The organism is Pseudomonas sp. BW16M2, from assembly GCF_014268865.1.
GTDB lineage: Bacteria > Pseudomonadota > Gammaproteobacteria > Pseudomonadales > Pseudomonadaceae > Aquipseudomonas > Aquipseudomonas peradeniyensis.
The window spans coordinates 13,188-37,235 of the sequence record NZ_JABWRI010000020.1 but is presented as its reverse complement, the minus strand read 5'-3'; the positions used below and the strand labels follow the sequence as shown (position 1 = coordinate 37,235).

Sequence of the window (24,048 nt, the reverse complement as noted above, 5' to 3'; positions counted from 1 at the left end):
GAGCTTTCATGCAGCACATCGACCATATCCTGCCCTGGTGCGCCTGCGGGACCCAGCGCTCCCTGCGCGTGCTGCGCTTTGGCAGCGGCCCGCGCAAGGCCTATATCCAGGCCTCGCTGCACGCCGACGAGCTGCCGGGGATGCGCGTGGCCATCGAGCTCAAGCGCCGCCTGCTCGAACTCGAGGCGCAAGGCCGGCTGACTGCGGTGATCGAACTGGTGCCGCTGGCCAACCCGATCGGCATCGGCCAGATGTTCCAGGCCACCCACCAGGGCCGCTTCGAGTTCAACAGCGGCAAGAACTTCAATCGCGACTTCCCGGCACTGACCGAAGCGCTGGCCGCCCACCTGGAAGGCCGCCTGGGCAGCGATGGCCAGGCTAACGTGGCAACCATCCGCCGGGCCATGCTCGAACTGCTTGATGAACTGCCCGCGCCCGACTCGGAGCTCGACGGCCTGCGCCGCCTGCTGCTGCGCCACGCCTGCGACGCCGACCTGGTGCTGGACCTGCACTGCGATTTCGAATCGGTGATGCTGCTGTACGCCATGCCGCAGCACTGGCCCCAGCTGCGCCCGCTCGCCGCCCGCCTCGGCGCGCAAGCGGCGCTGCTGGCCGAAGGCGCCGGCGGCGATGCCTTCGATGAAGCCTGCGCGGCGCCTTGGCTGCACCTGCGCGAGTACTTCCCCGAAGCCGAGATTCCCCTGGCCTGCGTAGCGACCACCATCGAGTTGCGCGGCATGGCCGACACCGAGCGCGAGCAGTGCCAGGCCAGCGCCGAGCAGATCCTCGGCTACCTCGCCGACCAGGGCCTGATCAGCGGCCCGTGGCCGGCCGCGCCGGAACACTGCTGCCAACCCACGCCCTTCGCCGGCGCGCAGTACGCCTACGCCGAACACCCGGGCGTGGTCAGCTACCTGCAGCCGCTGGGCGCGCAGGTGCGGGTCGGCGATCCGCTGTTCGAAGTGCTCGATCCGCTCAGCGATCGCCACAGCGTGGTCAGGGCCACCACCGACGGCATCCTCTACGCCCGTGAACGCCTGCGCTTCGCCCAGCCCGGCCTGTGGCTGGCCAAGGTCGCCGGCAGCACCTCCATCCGCCAAGGTCGCTTGCTCAGCGACTGACCCCTGCGAGTACCGACTGATGAACAAACTGCAAATCCACGACCTGCACAAAAGCTATGGCAACCACCAGGTGCTCAAGGGCGTTTCGCTGCAGGCCGACGCCGGTGATGTGATCAGCATCATCGGCTCCAGCGGCTCGGGCAAGAGCACCTTCCTGCGCTGCATCAACCTGCTCGAGCAACCCAATGCCGGGCAGATCCTGGTCAACGGCGAACAGCTCAAGCTGCGCGAATGCGCCCGCGGCGGGCTGCGCGCGGCGGACCCGCGCCAGCTGCAGCGTCTGCGTGCGCGGTTGAGCATGGTCTTCCAGCACTTCAACCTGTGGTCGCACATGAGCGCCCTGGACAACGTCATGGAAGCCCCGGTGCACGTGCTCGGCATGAACCGCAAGGAGGCCCGGGACAAGGCCGAGCACTACCTGGCCAAGGTCGGTGTCGGCCATCGCCGCGACGCCTACCCGGCGCACATGTCCGGTGGCGAACAGCAACGGGTGGCGATTGCCCGGGCCCTGGCCATGGAGCCCGAGGTGATGCTGTTCGACGAGCCGACCTCGGCGCTCGACCCGGAGCTGGTCGGCGAGGTGCTCAAAGTCATGCAGGATCTCGCCCAGGAGGGCCGCACCATGGTCGTGGTCACCCACGAGATGGGCTTCGCCCGCGAGGTGTCCAACCAGCTGCTGTTCCTCCACCAGGGCCAGGCCGAGGAGCGCGGCGACCCACGCGAAGTGCTGGCCCGGCCGCAGTCCGAACGCCTGCGCCAGTTCCTCGCCGGCAGCCTGAAGTAAACGCCGAGGCGCTCCGCAGCTCCGCCGCCGGGCGCCTTGGGATACACTACCGGCAACTTTCAGGGAGCGTCGCGCCGGATGTCGAGCCATACCAAGAACACCACCGTCTACGCCTCCGCGGTCATGCGCAAGCTGTCGCAGAGCCTGGGCGAACTGCCGCCGTCCCTGCGCAAGGTCGCCGACTACATCCTGCGCCATCCGCTGAAGGCCGCGACCCTGACCATCGAGGAGATGGCCCAGGCCACCGCCACCTCGCCGGCCGCGGTCAACCGCCTGGCCAAGGCCCTGGACCTGGGCGGCTACAGCGGCATGAAGGCCGAGCTGGTGGCGACCCTGCAACAGATGGTCTCGCCGGTGGACAAGCTGCGCAACGAACTGGCCCAACGCCCAGGTGGCGAGTTCGGCCTGCATGAGCAGATCCAGAGCGCCAGCAGCAACCTGGCGACCACCGCCAGCAACAACCAGGCCGACGCCTTCGAGGCGTTCGTCGGCTGCCTGCTCGAGGCGCGCAAGGTCTATGTGCTGGGGTTCGGCAACAGTGTCTACCTGGCGGGCCTGGCCGCCTCGACCCTGGTGCCGTTCTGCAAGGACGCCTGCGCCATCAGCATGGAAGGCGGCAACGAGAACGCCGCCTACCGCCTTGCCGCGATCACCGAGCAGGATGTGCTGCTGGCCATCGCCCTGCCACGCTACTCCCAGGACACCCTGCAGCTGTCGCGCTTCGCCCATGAGCGCAAGGCCACCGTGCTGGCCATCACCGACTCCCCGGCCTCGCCGCTGGCGCCGCTGGCCCGTCACGTGTTGTATGCCCCTGCTGATCATCCGGTGCTGACCAGCTCCAACATCGCCGTGCTGGCATTGATCGAAGGCCTGGTGGCCGGGGTTATGGCGCGTAACAAGGAAGCGGTGAAACTGGCCACCGAGCTCACTGAAAGCGTGATGTCGTATCTGCATGTGCCAGGTGACAAGTTCAGCAGAAAGTAGGTGCGCCAGACAGCTGGGTAGATCACCGTGAATTTACGCCGCTCCCCCTGAGCAGCCCTCGGCACTCAATCGGGGCAACAGGTAGTCGAGCAACGCCCGTACCTTGGGCAATCCCTCCCGCCTTTTCAGCCAGACCAGATTCATCGGCAATCCCTGCGAGGTGAGCTGCGGCAACACCTCGACCAGCGTGCCACCCTCGATATGCGTTCGGGTCAGCCAGGTCGGCAGCTGGCCGATGCCCAGACCCGCCAGGACCGCGTCGAGCATGCCTTCGCCATCGCCGATGGCCAGGTGTGGCTGGACGATCCTCTGCCTGATCTCGCCCGGCAACCCACCGCCCAGGTACCACGGCGTGACCAGACCTGTGGCCTCGCCATAGCCGATGCACAGGTGGTGCTCCAGGGCCTGCTCGTCCTGTGGCGTGCCGTGTCGCGCCAGGTAGTCGGGCGAGGCGCAGAACGCCAGGCGCTGGGCACCGAAATACCGGTGCCCCAGGGCCGCAGGCCAGGCTTGCGCGCCGCCGATGCGCACCAGGATGTCCACGCCCTCCTGCACCGGGTCGATGTAGCGGTCGGAGAACGACACATGCGGCTGCAAACGCGGATGCGCCTGAGTGAACGCCACGATCAGCGGCAGCACATGCAGTCGGCCAAAGGCGGCCGGCAGATCGATGCGTACCTTGCCGTGGGGGGTGTCGCTTTCGGCGAAGATGGCCTGCTCGGCCTCTTCCAGATCGGCCAGCACGCTGGTGCAGGTCTTGTAGAACAGCGCGCCCGCCTCGGTCAGCGACAGCCTGCGGGTAGTGCGGTTGAACAATCGTGCCCCCAGGCGCGCCTCCAGCCGCGCCACCCCCTTGCTTACCGCCGAGCCACTGAGACTCAGGCGCTCGGCGGCAGCGCTGAAGCTGCCCATCTCGGCCACCGCGACGAAGACGTCGATTCCCTTCAACCGTTCGGATGCGTACATCAGCCACTCCATTGATGACGAAAATTCCGCTACCTGCGGAATTTATCGCCCAGATCAATCCTGGGTTCTCCAATAGGCTACGGCAAAAGCAAGGTGGCCCCAAGCGCCTGCCTGCCCCTTTCACCTGCCCAGGGACCTGGACCATGACCATTGAAACGCAACCTGCACAGCACACGGAAACCGGCCGCTTGCTACCGGTGGCCACCGCGGTGTTCCTCGGCCTGATGACCATGGGCATGCCACTGGCCAGCGTGCCGTTGTGGGTCCATGGGCAGTTGGGCTACGGCATGCTCATGGTGGGGTGCGTCATGGGCGTCGAGTCGCTGGCTACCCTGCTCACCCGTCATTTCGCCGGGACCGCCGCGGATCGTCGCGGCCCGAAACGGGCGGTGGTTCTGGGTCTGCTGGGCAGCGCGGTCTCCGGCCTCTGCTACCTGCTGGCCGCGCAACTGCAGGATGCCCCTGCGGCCAGCCTGGCGGCCATCATCGCCGGGCGGATCGCCATGGGCTTTGCCCAGAGCCTGCTGTTTACCGGTGGCAGTACCTGGCCGATCGCCCTGTTCGGCGCAGAGCAGGCCGGCAAGGCGCTGTCCTGGATCGGCATCGCCATGTTCGCCGGCATCGCCTGCGGCGCGGCAGTGGCGGCGCAGCTGGGTGAAGTCGCAAGCTTTGCCTGGGTGTCGGCGGTGACGGCGATCATTCCGCTGTTCGGCCTGCTCGTTGCACTGCGCACGCCGGCGGCCCGCCTCGTCCACGCGTCGGGCGCGTCGATGCCCCTGGCGGCGCTGCTGGCCCGAATCTGGCGCCCTGGCCTGGTGTTTGCGCTGGCGACCGTGGGCTATGTGTCGGTGTCGTCGTTCATCACCCTGACCTACGCGCACCATCAGTGGAACGGCGCCGGCTATGCCCTCGCGGCGTTCGCCGCCGGTTACGTCTGCGCCCGCCTGTTGTTCGGCGCTCGGGTGGACAGCACCGCGGGGCCGGGCATGGCCTTGTCGATGCTGGCCATCGAGGCCATCGGCCAGTTGCTGCTGTGGCTGGCGGCAAGCCCCGCCCAGGCGATGCTGGGGGCGGCACTGAGCGGCTTCGGTGTGTCGATGATCTATCCCTTGCTGGCGCTGGTGGCGCTGCGTGCGGTGCCATTGCACAGCCTGGGGTTGGCCATCGGCTTCTATGACGCCTGCTTCGATATTTCCATCGGCCTGACGGCACCGCTGGCCGGCCTGCTCGCCCGCCAGCAGGGGGTACCCGCGGTATTCCTGATCGGCGTGCTGGCCTCGCTGGTGGCGATGCTGGCCGCGCTTTGCGCCTATCGTCACGTGGTCGATGGTCCCCGGGTCAGTTGCTCACGCAACCACCCGGGTTGACCCCTCTACTACCACTCGCTGGACAGATCGGGAGGCATTGCAACCTCAGGCGCCGATAGCGGAGGAGAAACGGATTTATCCATGACGCGCCCAGCTTCGTGGGTGATCGCGGATAAACCCGCTTCTACGGATCCGCGCCGCTCAGTCCTTGAGCTTCGCCGCCAACTCCCGGACCCGCTCGAGATCGGCCTTGGCCACCTTGGCCAGACCGGTGCCGTAGTCCGCATCCGCCTTGTAGAAGAATGACAGCATGATGTAGCGGCTCTGCTCGTCCGCCGTCGCCAGGGCCTGGCCGAGGCTGTTGATCAGGTCGGTCTGGTCCTTCTTGCCGTAGGAACGGAACAGCTCGCCCGCCTGCTTGAAGTTCTGCTCGCGCTGGATCTTCGCCTGCTGGGTGCTGCCGCTCAGCGGGGTCTGCACGTAACGCGCCTCGGCCTGCTCGTCACGCGGCTCGCGGCGGCTCGGCTGGTAGTTCACGCCGCTGTCGGTGTGCCCGGCGTTCATCGCGCCATCCTGGTTGACGGTGTTGACCTCGGCCCGCGGGCGGTTCACCGGCAGGCTCAGGCCATTGGCGCCGACCCGGTACATCTGGGTATCGGCGTAGGCGAACAGGCGCCCCTGGAGCAGGCGATCCTCGGACGGCTCGATGCCCGGTACCAGGTTCGACGGCGCCATGGCCACCTGCTCGGTCTCCTGGAAGAAGTTGTCGACGTTGCGCTCGAGCACCATCTGGCCGATCTTGCGCTCCGGCACGTCGGGCCAGATCTTGGTCGCGTCCAGCGGGTCGAAGTCGAACCTGGCCAGTTCCTCGGGTTTGAGCACCTGGATGTACAGGTCCCATTTCGGCAGCTTGCCCTGGCTGATCGCGCTGACCAGGTCGTGGGTCATGTGGCTGTAGTCGCGGCCCTGGACCTGGGCGACCTGTTTCGGGTCGAGGTTCTTCTGCCCTTGCAGGCTCTTCCAGTGGAACTTCACGTAGTGCACCTGGCCCTTGGCGTTGACCAGCTTGTAGGCGTGCACGCTGTTGCCGTCCATCTCGCGGTAGCTGGCTGGCGTGCCTTCATTGGAGTACAGCAGGGTCAGGGTGCGGGTGGCTTCCGGTACATGGGAGAAGAAATCGAAGCGGCGCGAATCGTCATCGAGGTTGCTGCGCGGATCCGGCTTGAAGGCGTGGACCATGTCCGGGAACTTGATGGCGTCGCGGATGAAGAAGGTCGGGAAGTTGTTGCCGACCAAGTCCCAGTTGCCGTCGGCGGTGTAGAACTTGGTGGCGAAGCCGCGTGGGTCACGCAGGGTTTCCGGCGAGTGGTTGCCGTGCACCACCGAGGAAAAGCGCACGAACACCGGGGTCTTCTCGCCGGGGCGGAACACCTTGGCCATGCTCAGGTCGCTGATGTCGGCACTGGCGGTGAACTGGCCATGGGCGCCGGTGCCGCGGGCGTGCACCACACGCTCGGGGATGCGCTCACGGTCGAAACGCTGCAGCTTCTGCAGCAGTTGCACGTCCTGCAGCAGCACCGAGCCGTTGGGGCCGGCGGTTTGCGAGTTCTGGTTGTCGCCGACCGGCGCGCCGTTGTCACGGGTCAGGGTGGCGGCCTGCACGGACAGCGACAGCAGACTGGCGGCGAGGCTGCCCGCCACCAGCAGGCGACCGGGTTGGAACAGCTTGAGCAAAGGGATCATGGGTACTCCTAAAGGTTCTTTTCAGGCGTCTTGATGCGCCTCGAAAAGGGTAAGGAGCCCGTGACCGATCACTAAATTGATCCTGCTCATCAGTGCAATTGGTAATTTCAATCCTGTTTTTTATTCATGAATGCTATAGGCAAGCAGAGCTGTCCTGCATTGAGCCCTAGAAATCCACCTTTCCGCGCCCCGCCTTGATCGTCCCACGCCTGGACTTCGAATCGAGGCGGCGGGTCTTTGAACCGAGGGTCGGCTTGGTCGGCCGGCGCTTCTTCTCGACCTTGCCGGCGCCGATGATCAGCTCGGCCAGGCGCTCCAGTGCGTCCATGCGGTTCTGTTCCTGGGTACGGTACTGCTGGGCCTTGATGATCAACACGCCGTCACCGGTAATGCGGCTGTCGCGCAGCGCCAGCAGCCGCTCCTTGTAGAACGCGGGCAGCGACGAGGCCGGGATGTCGAAGCGCAGGTGCACGGCGCTGGAGACCTTGTTGACGTTCTGCCCGCCGGCGCCCTGGGCGCGGATGTAGGTCAGTTCGATCTCGGCATCCGGCAGATGCACGTTGTTGGAGATGATCAGCATGGTGCGCCTCTTGTGATAGCGCGGCCATTATCGCATCTCCTTGGCGCCCTGGGGTGTCAGGCCTGTGCCATGCGCCGCCGGTACTGCCTGGCGCGCATGGCGTCGGTCCATTGCTGGCGAAGCAGCGCCCATAATGGAGAGACCCCGGGCTCGGGCGCCTTGGCCTCGCTCAGCCTGCGCAGCTGGAACTTGACCATGGCCATGTTGCCCAGCGAAGCCAGCGCCTTGTTCTTCCAGGTGATCGGGCGCAGTTCCGGCACCACCGTCTCCCCCGCCTGCCACGCACGGGGCAAGGCCGGCGCAATGGCCAGGGCGGTGCCGATACCGACCATCTCGACGCCGCTCTGCACCACCTGCTCGGCGACCGGTCGACGGCGGATACCGCCGGTGACCATCACCGGCATCTTCGCCACCGTGCGAATGTCCCGGGCGAACTCCAGAAAGTACGCTTCACGCGCAAGCGTGCGGCCATCCCGAGCCTGGCCCTGCATCGCCGGCGCCTCGTAGCTGCCACCGGACAGCTCCACCAAGTCGACCGCCAGCTCATTGAGCAGGCGCACCACCTGCCGGGCATCGTCAGCACTGAAGCCGCCACGCTGGAAGTCCGCCGAGTTGAGCTTGACCGCCACGGCGAAGCCGGGCGACACCACCGCGCGCACCGCCTTGACGATCTCCAGCAGCAGCCGCGCGCGGTTGTCCAGGGAGCCGCCCCACTGGTCGGTGCGCTGGTTGCTCAGCGGCGAAAGGAACTGGCTGAGCAGGTAGCCATGGGCCGCGTGGATCTGCACGCCGCTGAAGCCGGCCTGCTCGGCAAGCCGCGCGGAGTTGGCGAAGCGCCGGATCACCTCGTCGATTACCTCGGCAGGCATCGCCCGCGGGGTGGAGAAATGCCTGGACATGTTGCCCAGGTCCAGCGCCACGGCCGAGGGCGCCCAGGTCTGCTGCCCGAGGCTCGCCGGCATCTGCCGTCCGGGGTGGTTGATCTGCAACCAGAACTGCGCACCCTTCGAGCGGCCAACGGCGGCCCACTGGCGAAAACGCGCCAGGTGTCGGTCATCCTCCAGCACCACGCCGCCGGGGCCGGTCATGGCGCGCTGGTCGACCATGACGTTGCCGCTGATGAGCAGACCGGCGCCGCCCTGCGCCCAGGCCTGGTACAGGCGCATCAGGCGGTCCGAAGGCGCATGGTCGGCATCGGCCATGTTTTCCTCCATGGCGGCCTTGGCGATGCGGTTGGGGACGACCGCGCCATTGGGCAGGGTCAGGGAGGAGAACACGTCCATCGGCAATACCTCGAGAAAGTGGCGTTGCGCAGACGTTAGCCTTGAAGTCAACTTTAAGGTCAAGCCCTGAATTGTCGAAAATTTGATCATTGACTCTCAAGTTGGGTTGAACGTTAGGGTGATTGCGCAGTGACTGCCCTTACCCACCCCTGGAGATACCGCACCGTGAAACTCGCAAGCGCAACCGCCTTGGCCGGCGCCCTGCTGATGCCCGTCACCCACGCCGCCAATGGCCTCCCTGAACACGCCGAAACCACGCAGATCGACATCGCGGGGCTCTCGGTGCCGGTGCTCAAGGGCGGGCTTTACGACCGCTACCGTTCCAACCCGCCGCTGGCCGTGATCCAGGCCGAGGCGCCGGGCATCGACCTGAGCTGGTTCAAGGGCCTGGAGAAGACCCGGGTCGACATGGGCTTTACCTCCTATTCGCCGAACTTCTACTACAGGAACAGCCGCGTCACCGCCGTCTATACCGCCGACCTGGACCGCCTGCGCGCCCTGATGCCCGCCGAAGTGCTGGAACAAGTGCAACCGTTGCAGGTGTGGCCGGGGCGCGGGCTGGTGGCGTTTACCGCCTACACCTACGACTACTGCGACAACGACAGCTACAACGAGATCGCCCTGTCGATCATCACCAGCAAGCCCGGCAAGGCGAACTTGGGGCCCTTCTCCCTGCTTGGCCAGTCGATGGCCAAGGATTTCTGGGGTTATGTGCTCAAGCTGCCGGTCAATACCGAGCTGGCGCGGGTGCGCGGCGTGGTGGGCTACAACCTGCCCAAGTGGCTGACCGCGATCGACCGCCGCGAGGATGCGCGGGCGGTGACCTACAACATCGGCGATGCGTGCAGCGGCAAGGTGGACGTGATCTTCAGGGCGAAGAAACTCGAGGGGCTGTCCGCTGAACCGGGCCTGGTGACCAACAGTTTCACCAACCTCGACCACAAGGGGCAACTGGCCTACGGCTACGCCACCTCGCGCCAGACCCTGCATGCCTCGAGCATGAGCGGGGATTCGGCGGAGCTGGTGCTGGGGGATGGCGAGCTGTCGCGCTATATCCGCGATCTGCAGCTGGGGCGAATGGTCAAGTACGAGTATGTGCCTGAGTTCCAGAGCGCGTTGTATGCGCCCAGGCCGCTGGCGGCGCTGGCCTCGGGCGACTGAAGCGAAACGCGATTCAATGATCTGATGGGGGCTGCGTGGGAGCGGGCTTGCCCCGCGATGCGGTGCATCGTGCCGAGTGATCGCGGGGCAAGCCCGCTCCCACGCTGGTGGTATCTACAACTTTGAACGCTGGGCAAGCTCCTCGCGCAACCGCTCCAGCACCCGTTGCGAGTTGTCCACGCAAGGCATGCCCTCGGGCTTGCTCTCGATCCCTTCGATCACCAGCAGCAACTGCGCCTTGTTGCGCGCCAGGCGCTCCTGCAGCCGCTCGATTTCCTCGACCTTGCGCTTGAGCCCGCCGAGCAGTTCGTCATGCTGCCAGCCCTTGGCCTTGGCCGGCAGCAACTGGCGGATCTCCTCCAGCGAGAACCCGGCAGCCTGGGCGTTGGTGATCATCTCCAGCACCCACACCGCGTCGGCGTCGTAGTCGCGATAACCATTGGCCTTGCGTTCGACGGAACTGATCAGCCCGCTGGCCTCGTAGAAGCGAATGCGCGACGCGGCCAGCCCGGTAAGTTTGGCCAACTCTCCTATTCTCATCCGGCACCTTTGAATTTGCATTGACCTTCAAGCGCACTTTAATCCTAGAGTTGTCCGGTGGCCAGGTGAACCTTCACCGGCCTGACCGCTCCACACCCTGGAAACAAGGAGAAGCGAAATGGGATACGTCACAAGCAAAGACGGTGTCGAAATCTTCTACAAGGACTGGGGACCCCGTAACGCCCAGGTGATCTTCTTCCACCACGGCTGGCCGCTGAGCGCCGACGACTGGGATGCCCAACTGCTGTTCTTCGTCGCCGAAGGTTATCGCGTGGTCGCCCATGACCGCCGTGGCCACGGCCGCTCGAGCCAGGTCTGGGACGGCCACGACATGGACCACTACGCCGACGATGTGGCCGCCGTGGTCAAGCACCTGGGCGTCGAGGGCGCAGTCCATGTCGGCCACTCCACCGGCGGCGGCGAGGTGATCCACTACATGGCCCGCCATCCCGAAGACAAGGTGCCCAAGGCCGCGATCATCGCCGCGGTTCCGCCGCTGATGGTCAAGACCGACGGCAACCCCGGCGGATTGCCCAAGTCGGTGTTCGACGACCTCCAGGCCCAGCTCAAGGCCAACCGGGCGCAGTTCTATCACGATATCCCGGCGGGGCCGTTCTACGGCTACAACCGCCCCGGGGCCAAAGCGGACCAGGGGGTGATCCTCAACTGGTGGCGCCAGGGCATGATGGGCGGCGCCCAGGCGCACTACGACGGCATCGTCGCGTTTTCCCAGACCGACTTCACCGAGTCGCTGAAGAAAGTGACCGTCCCGGTGCTGGTGATGCATGGCGACGACGACCAGATCGTGCCCTACGAGAACTCGGGGCCGCTATCGGCCAAGCTGCTGCCCAAGGGCATCCTGAAGACCTACAAGGGCTACCCCCACGGCATGCCGACCACCCATGCCGACGTGATCAACAAGGACCTGCTGGCATTCTTGCGCGGTTGAGGCACATGTCGGGGGCCGCCGCGCCCCCGACAAATATTTCATCGAGCAACAACTTTAAAACTTTTTACATATTGCCTACACGCACTTACAGCTGTTCAACACCCATTAAAATACTTTCACCAAAAACCTCCATATCGGCCACAACTGTTAATTGAATTAACAGGCCACGAGCCAGACAATTAAATACCCGTGTACCTGGTAACGTCCCGCGTTACCTGGGCAGGGTGGTTTCAAACCAACCAGGTACGGCTGCCTTCTCTTGACTCAAGAGTGCGTATGACTGTGCGCCTGAAACTGCTGTTCGGCCCAACTTCCACAACACTTCTACACCCCGTCACGGGATGTAGTCCGGGCCCGTCATTGACCGAGGAAACCTATGAACACCCCTGCCACCGTCACGCTCGACGTTGTCCATCCAACCCAGGAACGTATCCTGCTGACCGGCGCCACAGGTTTTCTCGGGGGCGCCGTCGCCGCCCGGATGATCACCGAAGGCCATGCCGACGCCCTGTGCTTCCTGGTCCGCGCCGACAACCCGGCCCAGGGCCTGCAACGCCTGCGCGACAACCTGCGCCAGCATGGTGTCGATGACCGCCAGGGCCTGGCGCTGAGCGAGGCGCAGATCATCTGCGGCGATTTCCTCGACACCGCCTGGCTGGCCCGCGAGACTCCGCGGCTGATGCAGATCGACCGGGTGATCAACTGCGCCGCCGTGGCGTCGTTCTCGAAAAACCCCAACATCTGGCCGGTGAACGTCGAGGGCACCTTCGCCTTCGCCCAGGTGCTGAGCCGCTCCGCGCGCCTGAAGCGCTTCCTGCACGTGGGTACCGCCATGTGCTGCGGCCCGCAGCGCGAGTCGCCGATCAGCGAGTCCTGGGAATTCCCCGAGGCGGCCCAGCAACTGGTGGACTACACCGCTTCGAAGGCGGAGATCGAGCGACGCCTGCGTGAGGAGCTGCCCGCCCTGCCCCTGGTGGTGGCGCGACCGTCCATCGTGGTCGGCCATCGCAGCCTGGGTTGCCAGGCGTCGGGCAGCATCTTCTGGGTGTTCCGCATGGGCTTCGCCCTGGAAAGCTTCACCTGCGGCCTGGACGAACAGATCGACGTGATCCCGGTGGACTATTGCGCCGAGGCGCTGATCGGCCTGGCCCTCAAGCCGCGCCTGGGCCATGACCTGTACCACATCTCCGCCGGCCATCACTCGGCCTGCACCTTCGCTGAAATCGACCAGGCCTTCGCCCTGGCCAATGGCGCTCAACCGGTGGGCGAGCGCTACCGCAAGGTCGATGTCGACGACCTGAAGTCGCTGGCCAGCCGCTTCGAAGCCCGCATCGGCCCGGCCAACCCGCGGCTGGTATTGCGCGCACTGCGCCTGTACAGCGGCTTCGCCGATCTCAACTACCTGTTCGACAACAGCCGGCTGCTGGAAGAAGGCATCGCCGTGCCGCCACGCTTCACCGACTACCTGGACGTGTGTGTCAAGTCGTCCAGCGGCGTGAGCATCGCCACGCAGATGCAGTGGGATTTCAAGTAAAAGCCATTCGCCATGCAGCCGCTGGCGGCGATTTACTTAACATATTCATGAGGCGCATGATCACCACACCTCCCGTGGAGGTCATGCTGCCGCCGTATGCCTTTTGAGATGGAATCCCTGGCAGCCTGAAGCAAAATCCTGGCAGCCCCAGGCAAGACACCTACCAGTCGTTAGGTGCTCAATGCCTGCAACCGCCAGCGCTTGTGCAAGCCCTGCTGTCCAACAATTCCAACTGTCCAGGCTGCGCCATGATCAACATCGAAACGCCTACCTACTACACCGCCACCAAGAAGTACAACCTGAGCTTCCCCACCCTGGAAAGCGACATCGACGCCGATGTCGTGGTGATCGGCGGCGGCTTCTCGGGCATCAACACTGCCCTGGAGCTGGCCGAGAAAGGCATCACCAACGTCGTCGTGCTCGAGGCCCGCTACCTGGGCTTCGGCGGCACCGGCCGCAATGGCGGGCAGATCATGGCCGGCATCGGCCACGACCTGGAGAAGATCAAGGGCAGCGTCGGCGAGAAAGGCCTGCGCGAGATCTTCGAGATCAGCGAACTGGGCGCCGGCATCATCAAGGACCGCATCGCCCGCTACCAGATCGACGCCGACTTCTGCCACGGCTACGGCTACATGGGCTTCAACGCTCGTCAGGAAAAAACCCTGCGCGCCTGGGAAAAGGACTTCAAGGCGATCAACGGCAAGGACGAGATTCGCTTCCTCGGCGGCTCGGAGGTCAAGCAGATCATCGGCTCCGACGCCTACAGCAGCGCCCTGCTGCACATGGGCGGCGGTCACGTGCATTCGCTGAACCTGCTGCTCGGCGAAGCCCAGGCCCTGGTCGGCCACGGCGCACGGATCTTCGAGCACAGCCCGGCCCTGGAGGTGCACTACGGCGAGCGGATCACCGTGCGCACCGGGCGCGGCTCGGTCAAGGCCAACAAACTGCTGTGGGCCTGTGACAGCTTCCTCAACAAGCTCGAACCCGAGCTGCATGCGCGCACCGTCAACACCTACGCCTTCCAGCTGATGACCGAACCGCTCTCGGACGAACTCATCCAGCGCATCAGCCCGATCCGCGGCGCCTACAGCGACATCCGCCCGGTGATCGACTACTACCGCGTCACCCGCGAGAACCGCCTGCTGTTCGGCGCCGCCACCCCGTTCGTGGAACACATCCCGAAGGACCTGAAGGCCTGGAACCGCAACCTGATGCTGAAGATCTTCCCCTACCTCAAGGACGTGCGCATCGACCTGGCCTGGGGCGGGCCGATGGCCACCAGCGCCAACCTGTTCCCGCAGATCGGCACCCTGAGCAACCGTCCCAACGCCTTCTACGTGCAGGGCTATTCGGGTTTCGGTGTCACCCCCAGCCACATCATCTGCAAGATCCTCGCCGAAGGCATGAGCGAAGGTTCCAGCCGCTACGACCTGATCAGCTCGGTCAAGCATGCGCGCATCCTCGGCAAGGACCATATCCGCCCGCTGCTGCTTACCGCCGGCAAGACCGTGCATCAGCTGTCGGGCTTCTTCAACGGCCGCCGTTGATTCCTTTTGAACAAGACCAGGAGAACCACCATGACCCTCACCGCCGTCCGCCAGGGTGTGCAACTGTCCGAACTCGACGCCTGGGGCACCGTTGCCGACCTGGGCTCGACCATCCTCGAAGGCGAGGTCAAGTGCTACGGCAAGATGACCCATGGCGCCCCCACCGACCCGGTCAGCAGCGCCTACTTCGGCACCACCCAAGGCAAGTTCCGCATGGTCTATCCGTTCAGCGAGCAGGCGGTGATCGTGACCGGCGAGATCCAGCTGACCGATGAATCCACCGGTCAGGTGACGCGCTACAAGGCAGGCGATGCCTGGTTCGTGACCAAGGGCACGCCGGTGCTGTGGGAGGTGCTGAGCGAGACCTTTGTGAAGCACTACCTGGCGATTGCCTGATACCCCCTGTGGGAGCGGGCTTGCCCCGCGATAGCGGCTGCCGGTACATCCTCGTCAGGCAGACTGATGCTATCGCGGGGCAAACTCGTTCCCACGCCGATGACGCTTCAGGCGCTGCATCCTGCATCTGCAGGATGGTCTTCCCCCTCCCCACTTGGCGATACTCCCCCCAGGCCCTGACAACAACAAGAACGTCGCAGCCAGGTACCGCCCATGTCCGATTTCCTTGCGTCCCCAGGCTTCACGCTGTTCAACGCCCTGGTCCTGGAACTGCAGCGCCTGGCCCAGGAACAGCCGCTGCAAAGCTTCCATGACCGCATGCTCGAACGCGCCGGCGAGTTGATCCCGTTCGACAAGGCCTGGTGGGGCCGCGCCGCGCTGGTCGACGGCTTGCCCCACGAACACAGCAGCCATGTCTACAGGTTGCCGCCTGGCTACGTGCAGGACTGGCAGTCGATTCGCCACCAGGACATCACCGTGCAGCAGGTGCACGCCCAGCCGGGCCGCTCGGTGATCGTCGACAGCCAGGCCGACGGCGCCCCCGAGGGCCTGCGCTGGCTCGGCGCCCGCCACGGTTTCGGCGAATTCCTGTGCATCATCCATATCGACCCGCAGACCCGCCTCAGCGTGCACCTGACCCTCTACCGGGTCCACGGCGCGGCCAGCTTCACCGCCCACGAGCGTTTGCTGCTCGATCACCTGATGCCGCACCTGGTGGCCGCCGAGGGCGCCAACCAGATCCGTGCCCTGGTGGCGCTGCGCGAGGCGCTGGACGGCGCCAACACCCTGTCGCTGGCCGTCTGCGACCGCCAGGGCACCCTGCACCACGCCGAACGCGGCTTCGTCGAGCGCCTGCTGCTGGAGTGGCCACGCTGGAGCGGCCCGCACCTGCCGTCCGAGGTCAGCCCCGCCAGCTACCGTGGCCAGCACCTGCAACTGGACGCCACCGCCGTGGGCGACCTGTTCCTGTTGGCCGCCCGGCCCCGTTCGGCCCTGGCCCAGCTCAGCGCCCGCGAGGCAGATGTGGCCGAACGCTTCGGCGGCGGCGGCACCTACAAGCAGATCGCCCGCGAACTGGGGGTGGCGCCCAATACCGTGCGCCACCACATCCGCAGCATCTACAGCAAGCTGGGCGTGAACAGCAAGGCCGGGATCACCCAGCTGCTGCATCACCCACCGCTCTGACTCCTTCCTGACACCTTCCTGACGCCCTCCTGCCCGCCGGCCTTGCCGGCGGGGTTGGGGCGCCTTTGCCCGCTGTTCGCCAACCACAACAACAAAGGAACACGCCCATGCCCGACCCTCGCAGCCGCTGGCTACCCTTGGCCCTCACCCTGGCCGGCGCCCATGCCCAGGCCGCCGACCTCAATGCCCGCGATTTCGTCAGCGCCCCGGTGGGCACCAGCCTGGGGGTCGCGTACCTGCCGCTGACCCGCGCCAACGACTACCATGGCGCCGCCGACGGCAACGGCAAGGCCGACCTGTCGGTCAACGCCTTCGCCTATCGCCAGCTGTGGTTCAGCGATATCTGCGCCACGCTGTGCACGCCGCAGTTCATCGTGCCCTACGTCGACACCGAGGCGCGTCTGCCGGGTAGCGACGGCCACACCCGCGAGCGCGGCATCGGCGATCCGCAGGTCGGTGGCACGCTGTTCTTCATCAACGATCCGCAAAACCGTACCTACAGCGGGCTGCTGGCATTGCTCAGCGTGCCGGTCGGCGAGTACCACGCCAGCAACCCCGGCGTATCACCCGGCGCCAACCGCTGGGCGCTGCACCTGAACTACAACTACACCCAGGGCGTGGGCGAACGCTGGCTGCTCGAGGCCAACCTCGAAGCCCAACTGTACGGCCGCAACGACGACTACTTCGACAGCGAGCTCAAGCAGAAGCCGCTGTACCGCCTGCAGGCCTTCGCCTCCTACGACTTCACCCCCACCACCTACGGCGCCCTGCGCCTGATCCACGCCGACGGCGGCGAACTGGAGCTCGATGGCCGGCGCCTGGACGACAGCCACCAGCGCTACACCCAGGTCGGCTTCGAGCTCGGCCATTGGCTCGACCGGCGCAACCAGGTGCTGCTCGGCCTGACCCGCAATGTCGCCACCGACAACACCTACGCCCAGGACAACCTGCTGCTGCGCTTCGTCCACGTCTTCTGAGGAATCGTCATGCCTGTGTTCACTGCTATCGGCCTGCCGCCGCTGCGGCTGCTGGCCATCGTGCTGTTCGCCGCCGTGGTGCCCTGCGTGCTGATGACCGCGCCGGCGGTCGCCGGCCAGTATGCCGCCCAGCTGGGCCTCGGGCCGGCGCGTGTCGGCCAGCTGTTTTCCGCGGAGCTGGCAGCCATGAGCCTGGCCACCCTGCCCGCCTACTACTGGCAGCCCCGCTGGGACTGGCGTCGGGTGGCGCGAGGCGCGGCGCTGCTGTTCATCCTGGCCAACCTGGCCTCGGTCGGCTGCGACAGCTACCTGGCGCTGATGGCCCTGCGCGTGCTCAGCGCCCTGGCCGGCGGCACGCTGATGGTGGTGTGCATCGCCAGCGCGGCCAGCAGCCGGCAGCCCGACCGGGTTTATGGGCTGTGGGTCAGCGGCCAGTTGATCCTCGGCGCCGTGGGCTTGTGGCTGCTGCCGCCGCTGTTCGGGTCATTCGGGCTCAAGGCACTGTACCTGGGCCTGGCGCTGCTGATGCTGCTGTGCCTGCCGCTGGCAGGCGCCTTCCCGGCCTCGGCCACGCCCGGCCCGATGAAACCTGCGCACGACCCGCTCGAACGCCGCTGGCTCCCGGGCCTCTACGGCCTGCTGGCGGTACTGCTGTTCTACACAGGGCTCAGCGCGGTGTGGACCTTCATCGGCAGTATCGCCGCCAGCGCGGCGATCGACCCGGGCAGCAGTGGCCGGATCCTGTCCATCGCCACCCTGATGGGAATCGCCGGCTCGCTGTGCGCCACGCTGATCGGCCCACGCTGGCCGCGCAACCTGCCACTGGTGCTGGGCATCGGCCTGATGGCGCTGGCCGTCGCCCTGCTGCTGGACAACCCCGACCTGCGCCGCTTCGCCCTGGCCGCGCTGCTGTTCAAGTACTGCTGGACCTTCGCCCTGCCGTTCATCCTCGCCTGCCTGGCCGACCACGACCGCGCCGGGCGCCTGATGAACAGCGCCAACCTGGTCATCGGTGGCGGCCTGGCCCTGGGCCCGGCCATCGCCGGCCCCCTGCTCGAATCGCGCCACGGCATGCCCGCCGTGCTGCTCGGCAGCATCGGCTGCCTGCTGCTGGCGTTCGTCAGCCTGATGCTCGCCCGCCTTTCCCGTTCCCCGCTCACCACTGGAGTCCACCCATGAGCCGCCGTACCGCGTTTTTCTCCGATGAACTGTGCTTCTGGCACAGCGCCGGGCTACATGCCCTCACCTTGCCGGTCGGCGGTTGGGTGCAGCCCCCTGCTGCCGCGGGCTTCGCCGAGTCGCCGGAAACCAAGCGACGCCTGAAGAACCTGCTGGAGGTCTCGGGCCTGTCGCGCCAGTTGCTGCAGCGTGGCGCCGAAGCCGCCAGCGACACCGACCTGCTACGCGTGCACCCGGCGCATTACCTGGCGCGCTTCAAGGCGCTGAGCGATGCCGGCGGCGGCGAACTGGGGCTGCAGGCGCCGATCGGCCCGGGTACCTTCGAGATCGCCAGGCTCTCCGCCGGCCTGGCCACCGCCGCCGTCGACGCGGTGCTGCGCGGCGAGGCCGACAATGCCTACGCGCTGTCGCGCCCGCCGGGGCACCACTGCCTGGCCGACCTGGCCATGGGCTTCTGCTTCCTGGCCAACATCCCCATCGCCATCGAGGCGGCCAAGGCACGCCACGGCCTGGGACGGGTGGCGGTGATCGACTGGGACGTGCACCACGGCAACGGCACCCAGTCGATTTATGCCCAGCGCGGTGACGTGCTGACCGTGTCCCTGCACCAGGAACACTGCTACCCGCCGGGCTACAGCGGCGCCGATGAGCGTGGCGTGGGTGATGGCGAGGGCTGCAACCTGAACATTCCGTTACCGGCCGGTACCGGGCATGCGGGGTACCTGCAGGCGATGGAGCAGATCGTGTTGCCAGCATTGCAGCGCTTCCAGCCGGAACTGATCGTGGTGGCCTGCGGCTACGACGCCAACGCGGTCGATCCGCTGGCGCGGATGCTGCTGCACAGCGAGTCGTTCCGGGTCATGACGCGGATGCTGCGCGAGGCCGCCGAGCAGCTGTGCTCAGGGCGATTGGTGATGGTGCACGAGGGTGGGTATGCCGAGGCGTATGTGCCGTTCTGCGGGTTGGCGGTGATGGAGGAGTTGGTGGGGGTGAGGACTGCGGTGGAGGACCCGATGCTGGCATTCATCGAGTTGCAGCAGCCGGGGGCGGAGCATGGGTGTTTTGTGGCGCAGTACGTAGAAGGGCTGCGAGCGCGCCTGGTCTGACTGCATCATCGCGGGGCAAGCCGCATCGGCGCAGCGCCGCTCCCGCAGGTTCGATGAGTACCTTGTCGGAGTGGGCCAGCCCCGCGATGTCCTTACCGCCCAGGCATCAGAGCCATCGCCCGGAAATCCTTCGGCGACTGCTCGAAGTGCTTCTTGAATGCCCGGCTGAAATGCGCCGAGTCGGTGAACCCCCACTTGTAGGCGATCGAGGTGATCGACTCGCGCTTGAGGAACGGGTTGGACAGGTCATCCGCGCTGCGCTTGAGCCGTGAGCGCTGGATGTAGCGACAGACGCTGTCGCCCTCCTCCTCGAACAGGCGGTACAGGTGGCGTACCGAGATGCTCAGGCGCTCGGCCAGGTTGGCTGGGGTCAGGCCAGGTTGGCCCAGGGATTCGTCGATGACCTTCTGCACATAGCCGCGCAGGCTGGCGCCGCTGAGCCCGGCGAGCGACCCGGGATTGTCGTCGCCGCGCTCGAAACCCGGTTCCAGCAAGGCGATGAACGCCGCCTGCAACGCCTCGCCCTGGGTTTCCCCGGCCTCGTCGCCCTCGCGGCACAGCTGGTCCATCAGCAGGTGCAGCATGCGCCCGCAGGCGTTGGTCGAGGAAATCTTGCCGAAGGTCGCGCCCTGCCCGGTCACGTGCTTGCGCACCTGTTCGCGGGACAGCGACAGCGAGACATGCTCGATCAGGCCGAACGGGGTGATCTCGCACGGGCCCACCGAATCCATCAGCAGCAGCTCGCCCGGCGACAGCTGGATGCTCACGCCGTCCTGGGTGATCTGCGAGTAGCCCATGCGTTGGCTGACCAAAAAGCAATGCTGGTCGTCGTCGCGGTCGGGGTTGTCGCCCAGGCGGCGGATCGTGCCGGCGTTGGTGCGCAGGTTGGCCAGGGCCAGCCCGGCGCGGTTGTAGGTCGAGATCTCGCCGATGAACAGCGAGCGATTGAAGGCCAGTTCGGTCTGGAACCGGCCGCAGACCTTCTGCATGGCCGTGGTCCAGTGCTCAAGGCCGTCCAGGGCGGGTCTGGCGTTGCAGTGAGTGACGGGCTGGGGCATGGCAACCTCCACACGCGAGCGTTGTTGTTATGCATCAATTGTTAACATGTTATCAATGAGCATACAACTGTCATCGTTCGCGGGGAGCTGCGCAAGGCCGCTCCAGAAGGATTCGATCATCTACAGGAGCGGCCTGGTGCCGCGAAAGGGGCCAGGGTCAAAGATCGCGGAGCAGGTGCTCCAACGCATCGAATGCCTGCCAGAGGTGCTTGCGCTGTTCAGCGTCGAGGGGAATGTAGCGGCGCAAGGCGGGCATCCGGTTGACCACCTCGCTGGCGCCCATATGCTCCAGGGTGACCTGCCATTGGCCGTCCTGGCAATCGATGGTCAGGCGCTTGAAATCCAGGGGCATCAGGATGGCGTGAACCGCTGCGAGGCGCGCGTCGAGGCGCTCGAACATGGCTTGGTCACCGCCCCGCCGTCGGCAGGCAACGCCGCTGCGGCGCAGCGCGCCGGTGTGGTGCAGTTCCGCCCGCAGTCTGCCCTGGCCGTGGGCAGGCACGCACAGGATGAACTCGCACATCACCAGGTGCATCAGCAGGTGGCTTTCGGTACGCTCACGCACCTCGATACGCGGACCATCCTCGCGGTAGGTAAAGGATGCGACGGATTGCAAATCCGTCAATCCGAGATTGTGCCGCAGCCGCGCCAAGGTCGCCCCCGGCCGATAACCGGCCGGGGTACGCGGGCCGGTCAGGCGTTCAAGCCAGCTTGCCGACATGCTGCACCTGCTCGTTGTGAGAATGACCGGGCTCGGCGGCGAACTCTTTCTCCAGCACATCCTCGACCCGCGCCGGCCGGAACGGGTTGACCTTCTGCACGCACAGCGTCCAGAACAGCGCGTAGGCCGCGGTGGCGCCGAGCATCACGGCGAACGGCACATAGACATCGGCCGGATTCATGCCCGGCGGGGTGATGAACCACATGCCCAGCAGGATGCCGATGCTGGAAATGATCTGCGGCAGCGGGAACAACGGCGAACGGTAGGCGCGCGGCAGGTCCGGGCGGCGGATGCGCAGGATCACCACCGACAGGGTCACCAGCAGGTACGCGGTGCTCCAGGCACACACCGCCGCCAGCACCAGGTGCAGGATGTTGTCGGTGTTGCCGCCCAGGTACCAGGCGTGCAGGCACGGGATCAGCGCCACCACCAGGATGCACAGCAACGGCGTCTTGAAGCGTGGGTGCAGGTAGGTGAACACCTTGGGCAGCGCCCCATCCACCGCCATGCCGTAGAGAATCCGCGGCACCCCGGCCATCAGCGTGTTGATGGTGGCGGCGCCGGCGAACAGGAAGCCGATGCCCAGCCACACCGGGCCGATATCGCCCATCACCTGCTCGGCGAAGCGCGGGATGGCCATCGGCGTGTCCAGCAGGTGCACGCCGCTGGCGGCGTCGAGCACGACGTTCTCCACCTGGCGCTTCATCGCCGCGCCGTAGATGAACATGCAGCTGGCCACGCCGAACAAGCCCAGGGCCATGGCCTTGGGCATGACCCAGGCCGAGCGGCGCAGCTCCGGGGCCAGCGGGGTGACGAATTCGCAACCGACGAACATGAACATGGCCATGCCCACCAGTGACAGGATGGTCATCAGGTCGGTGCCGACCAGCGACACGCCAAAAGGCCCGTCCAGCTCCACGGCGGGCGCTGCGATCAGGCCAAGCACGCCGAACACCATCAACGTGGTCCACATGCCGAAGGTCAGCACCACTTCGGCGCGGCCAAAGGCGCTCACGCCGAAAGCATTGAGCACGCCGAACACCAGCACGAAACCCACCCCCAGCAGCCAGGATCCGCCAGCCGACTCGGCCAGGGTGTTGAGGTGCTCGAAGTTCACCAGGGCCATGACCCCGGAGAGGATGGTCTCGGCGGTGCCGGCGAACACATGCACGATCAGGTAGGCCGAGAGGGTGCCGGTGATGGCGAAGAAACGGCCCAGGCCGCAGTTGATGTAGTCGTAGACGGAGCCGGTGGTCGGCAGGATCGCCGCCGCCTCGGCGAAGGTGGTCGACTGCGCCAGCATCATCACCGCGGCGATCACCATGGCCACGGCGAAGGCGCTGCCGCCGATGCCGAAACCCATGGTCGCGGTGAGGATCACCGGGCTGGCCATGATCAGGCCGACGGTGCTGGCCAGCGCGGTGGGAAAGCCGACGCTGCCACGGTTGAGGTGCTCGGTGAGCTTATTGTTTATTGTCATGGGAAGGCCCTGGGTGGACGAGGGAAAGATGATCGCTTGCCCGGCGCGCCGCAAGTGCAGGCGAACGCCGGGCCTGCCCCGCGATGAGCTTGACACCCATTGCCGGCATTACCCCTTCACTTTGCGGCCTCCTCCCAGGCGGGTCTTGCCACAGCCTGCCGCCGATCTTGCCGCTCCCTGCCAGCCCTGCTGCATGCCCTGTGGCCGGTGTGCCGAGGACTGAACCTCGACGCGGTCCTCGCCGGCCCTATTCCACCGCCTCGAATGGCAGCCCCACATAGTTCTCGGCAATATTGGCAAGGCCGACCGGCGAGCCCAGGTAATACTCACGATCCGCCTCCTGCATCTTGCGGTCCCAATCATCCTGGTGCTCGCCGAAATCATGCAGCAGCCGGGTCATGAACCAACTGAATCGCTCGCCCTTCCATACCCGTCGCAAGGCCATCGGCGAATACTCGGCCAGCAGGTCGGTGCGCCCCTCGCGGTACACCTTGACCAGGATCCGGTACAGATAGTTGACGTCCGACGCCGCCAGGTTCAGGCCCTTGGCGCCGGTGGGCGGGACAATATGAGCGGCGTCGCCGACCAGGAACAGGCGGCCATGCTGCATGGGCTCGAGCACATGGCTGCGCAGCGGCGCGATGCTCTTCTCCAGCGCCGGTCCCGTGACCAGCTGCGCGGCCACCTCTACCGGCAGGCGTGCCTTGAGCTCTTCCCAGAAGCGCGCGTCGGACCAGTCCTCCACCCGCTCCTGCAAGGGCACCTGCAGGTAATAACGGCTGCGGCTCTGCGAACGCTGGCTGCACAGCACGAAGCCACGTTCATGATGGGCGTAGATCAGCTCGTGGTTGACCGGCGGTGTGTCGGCCAGCAGTCCCAGCCAACCGAACGGATAGACCCGCTCGTAGACCTTCAGCACATCGGCCGGAATGCTCTGGCGCGCTACACCGTGGAAGCCGTCGCAGCCGGCGATGTAGTCGCAGTCGACGCGGTGCTGGCGACCGTCCTTGTCGAAGGTGAGGTAGGGCCGCTCACCGTCGATGGCATGGGGGCGGACATTGTCCGCCGAATAGATGATCGGCGCCCCGCTGGCCTGGCGCGCCTGCATCAGGTCGCGGGTGACCTCGGTCTGGCCGTACACCATCACCGTCTTGCCGCCGGTCAGTGCCTTCAGGTCCAAGCGCTGGCGACGGCCATTGACCAGCAGCTCGACGCCTTCATGCACCAGCCCTTCACGGTCCATGCGCTCGGCCACCCCGGCTTCGCGCAGCAGGTCGACCGTGCCTTGCTCGAGCACGCCGGCGCGGATGCGCGCCAACACATAGTCCGGGGTCTGGCGTTCGACGATCAGCGTGTCGATGCCCGCACGGTGCAGCAGCTGGCCCAGCAGCAGGCCGGAGGGGCCGGCGCCGATGATTGCAACCTGAGTCTTCATTGTTGTTGTCTC

General features: G+C 66.1%; 22 protein-coding genes. 13 read left to right on the top strand and 9 right to left on the bottom strand.

Annotated elements, in window-relative coordinates; all coding sequences use genetic code 11:
* Window positions 1-8: 8 nt before the first annotated feature.
* The 3 genes from HU735_RS17810 (at window position 9) to HU735_RS17800 (ending at window position 2,889) form a co-directional block, all read left to right on the top strand.
* A complete protein-coding gene (locus HU735_RS17810; RefSeq protein ID WP_186714581.1) occupies window positions 9-1,121 on the top strand; it encodes a succinylglutamate desuccinylase/aspartoacylase family protein in 1,113 nt (370 codons plus the stop codon).
* Window positions 1,122-1,140: 19 nt separating this feature from the next.
* On the top strand, window positions 1,141-1,905 hold the full coding sequence (locus HU735_RS17805) for an ATP-binding cassette domain-containing protein (RefSeq protein WP_186714580.1): 765 nt from the start codon (window positions 1,141-1,143) through the stop codon (window positions 1,903-1,905).
* 78 nt (window positions 1,906-1,983) lie between these two features.
* Complete coding sequence (locus HU735_RS17800; RefSeq protein WP_186714579.1) at window positions 1,984-2,889, top strand: MurR/RpiR family transcriptional regulator; 906 nt, start codon at window positions 1,984-1,986, stop codon at window positions 2,887-2,889.
* 33 nt (window positions 2,890-2,922) lie between these two features.
* On the opposite strand, the gene HU735_RS17795 is transcribed toward HU735_RS17800, so the two are convergent.
* Entirely contained in the window at window positions 2,923-3,855 is a 933-nt protein-coding gene (locus tag HU735_RS17795) for a LysR family transcriptional regulator (protein ID WP_186714578.1), read from the bottom strand.
* 143 nt (window positions 3,856-3,998) lie between these two features.
* Between HU735_RS17795 and HU735_RS17790 the strand changes: the two genes are divergently transcribed.
* A complete protein-coding gene (locus HU735_RS17790) occupies window positions 3,999-5,222 on the top strand; it encodes an MFS transporter (protein WP_186714577.1) in 1,224 nt (407 codons plus the stop codon).
* A gap of 141 nt (window positions 5,223-5,363) precedes the next feature.
* Here HU735_RS17790 and katB read toward each other — a convergent pair whose 3' ends face one another.
* From katB to HU735_RS17775, 3 genes are all read right to left on the bottom strand, one after another.
* Window positions 5,364-6,905: a catalase KatB gene (gene katB / locus HU735_RS17785; protein WP_186714576.1), complete on the bottom strand. Its 1,542-nt coding sequence runs from the start codon at window positions 6,903-6,905 to the stop codon at window positions 5,364-5,366.
* 166 nt (window positions 6,906-7,071) lie between these two features.
* Window positions 7,072-7,485: an alternative ribosome rescue aminoacyl-tRNA hydrolase ArfB gene (arfB, locus tag HU735_RS17780; RefSeq protein ID WP_084942307.1), complete on the bottom strand. Its 414-nt coding sequence runs from the start codon at window positions 7,483-7,485 to the stop codon at window positions 7,072-7,074.
* 56 nt (window positions 7,486-7,541) lie between these two features.
* Window positions 7,542-8,768, bottom strand: a complete 1,227-nt coding sequence (locus HU735_RS17775; RefSeq protein WP_186714575.1) for an NADH:flavin oxidoreductase/NADH oxidase family protein — start codon at window positions 8,766-8,768, stop codon at window positions 7,542-7,544.
* A gap of 207 nt (window positions 8,769-8,975) precedes the next feature.
* On the opposite strand from HU735_RS17775, the gene HU735_RS17770 reads away from it, so the two are divergent.
* Complete coding sequence (locus tag HU735_RS17770) at window positions 8,976-9,929, top strand: acetoacetate decarboxylase (ADC) (RefSeq protein WP_186714635.1); 954 nt, start codon at window positions 8,976-8,978, stop codon at window positions 9,927-9,929.
* Between the two features lie 114 nt (window positions 9,930-10,043).
* On the opposite strand, the gene HU735_RS17765 is transcribed toward HU735_RS17770, so the two are convergent.
* Complete coding sequence (locus tag HU735_RS17765; RefSeq protein WP_186714574.1) at window positions 10,044-10,469, bottom strand: MerR family transcriptional regulator; 426 nt, start codon at window positions 10,467-10,469, stop codon at window positions 10,044-10,046.
* 118 nt (window positions 10,470-10,587) lie between these two features.
* On the opposite strand from HU735_RS17765, the gene HU735_RS17760 reads away from it, so the two are divergent.
* The 8 genes from HU735_RS17760 (at window position 10,588) to HU735_RS17725 (ending at window position 19,342) form a co-directional block, all read left to right on the top strand.
* Window positions 10,588-11,418 carry an alpha/beta hydrolase gene (locus tag HU735_RS17760; protein WP_186714573.1) on the top strand — a complete coding sequence of 277 codons (831 nt, stop codon included), beginning with the start codon at window positions 10,588-10,590 and terminating at the stop codon, window positions 11,416-11,418.
* A gap of 376 nt (window positions 11,419-11,794) precedes the next feature.
* Window positions 11,795-12,952, top strand: coding sequence for a cationic peptide resistance protein CprA (cprA, locus tag HU735_RS17755; protein ID WP_186714572.1), 1,158 nt, complete (start codon window positions 11,795-11,797; stop codon window positions 12,950-12,952).
* A 248-nt stretch (window positions 12,953-13,200) separates the two neighbouring features.
* Complete coding sequence (locus HU735_RS17750) at window positions 13,201-14,499, top strand: FAD-binding oxidoreductase (protein ID WP_186714571.1); 1,299 nt, start codon at window positions 13,201-13,203, stop codon at window positions 14,497-14,499.
* A 30-nt stretch (window positions 14,500-14,529) separates the two neighbouring features.
* Window positions 14,530-14,895, top strand: a complete 366-nt coding sequence (locus HU735_RS17745) for a cupin domain-containing protein (protein ID WP_050705511.1) — start codon at window positions 14,530-14,532, stop codon at window positions 14,893-14,895.
* 213 nt (window positions 14,896-15,108) lie between these two features.
* Window positions 15,109-16,080 carry a helix-turn-helix transcriptional regulator gene (locus tag HU735_RS17740; RefSeq protein WP_186714570.1) on the top strand — a complete coding sequence of 324 codons (972 nt, stop codon included), beginning with the start codon at window positions 15,109-15,111 and terminating at the stop codon, window positions 16,078-16,080.
* Between the two features lie 107 nt (window positions 16,081-16,187).
* Entirely contained in the window at window positions 16,188-17,057 is an 870-nt protein-coding gene (locus HU735_RS17735) for a transporter (RefSeq protein ID WP_186714569.1), read from the top strand.
* Window positions 17,058-17,066: 9 nt separating this feature from the next.
* The gene (locus tag HU735_RS17730; RefSeq protein WP_186714568.1) at window positions 17,067-18,236 is read left to right on the top strand and encodes an MFS transporter; all 1,170 of its coding nucleotides are present in this window, start codon (window positions 17,067-17,069) and stop codon (window positions 18,234-18,236) included.
* Entirely contained in the window at window positions 18,233-19,342 is a 1,110-nt protein-coding gene (locus HU735_RS17725) for a class II histone deacetylase (protein WP_186714567.1), read from the top strand. The genes HU735_RS17730 and HU735_RS17725 overlap by 4 nt, the downstream gene beginning before the upstream one ends.
* 92 nt (window positions 19,343-19,434) lie before the next feature.
* On the opposite strand, the gene feaR is transcribed toward HU735_RS17725, so the two are convergent.
* The 4 genes from feaR to pobA form a co-directional block, all read right to left on the bottom strand.
* On the bottom strand, window positions 19,435-20,400 hold the full coding sequence (feaR, locus tag HU735_RS17720; RefSeq protein ID WP_186714566.1) for a transcriptional regulator FeaR: 966 nt from the start codon (window positions 20,398-20,400) through the stop codon (window positions 19,435-19,437).
* 157 nt (window positions 20,401-20,557) lie between these two features.
* Window positions 20,558-21,121: a DUF3156 family protein gene (locus HU735_RS17715; protein WP_186714565.1), complete on the bottom strand. Its 564-nt coding sequence runs from the start codon at window positions 21,119-21,121 to the stop codon at window positions 20,558-20,560.
* Entirely contained in the window at window positions 21,102-22,601 is a 1,500-nt protein-coding gene (locus HU735_RS17710; protein WP_186714564.1) for an APC family permease, read from the bottom strand. Before HU735_RS17710 ends, HU735_RS17715 begins: the two co-directional genes overlap by 20 nt.
* Window positions 22,602-22,848: 247 nt before the next feature.
* Window positions 22,849-24,036, bottom strand: a complete 1,188-nt coding sequence (gene pobA / locus HU735_RS17705) for a 4-hydroxybenzoate 3-monooxygenase (protein WP_186714563.1) — start codon at window positions 24,034-24,036, stop codon at window positions 22,849-22,851.
* Between the last annotated feature and the right edge of the window lie 12 nt (window positions 24,037-24,048).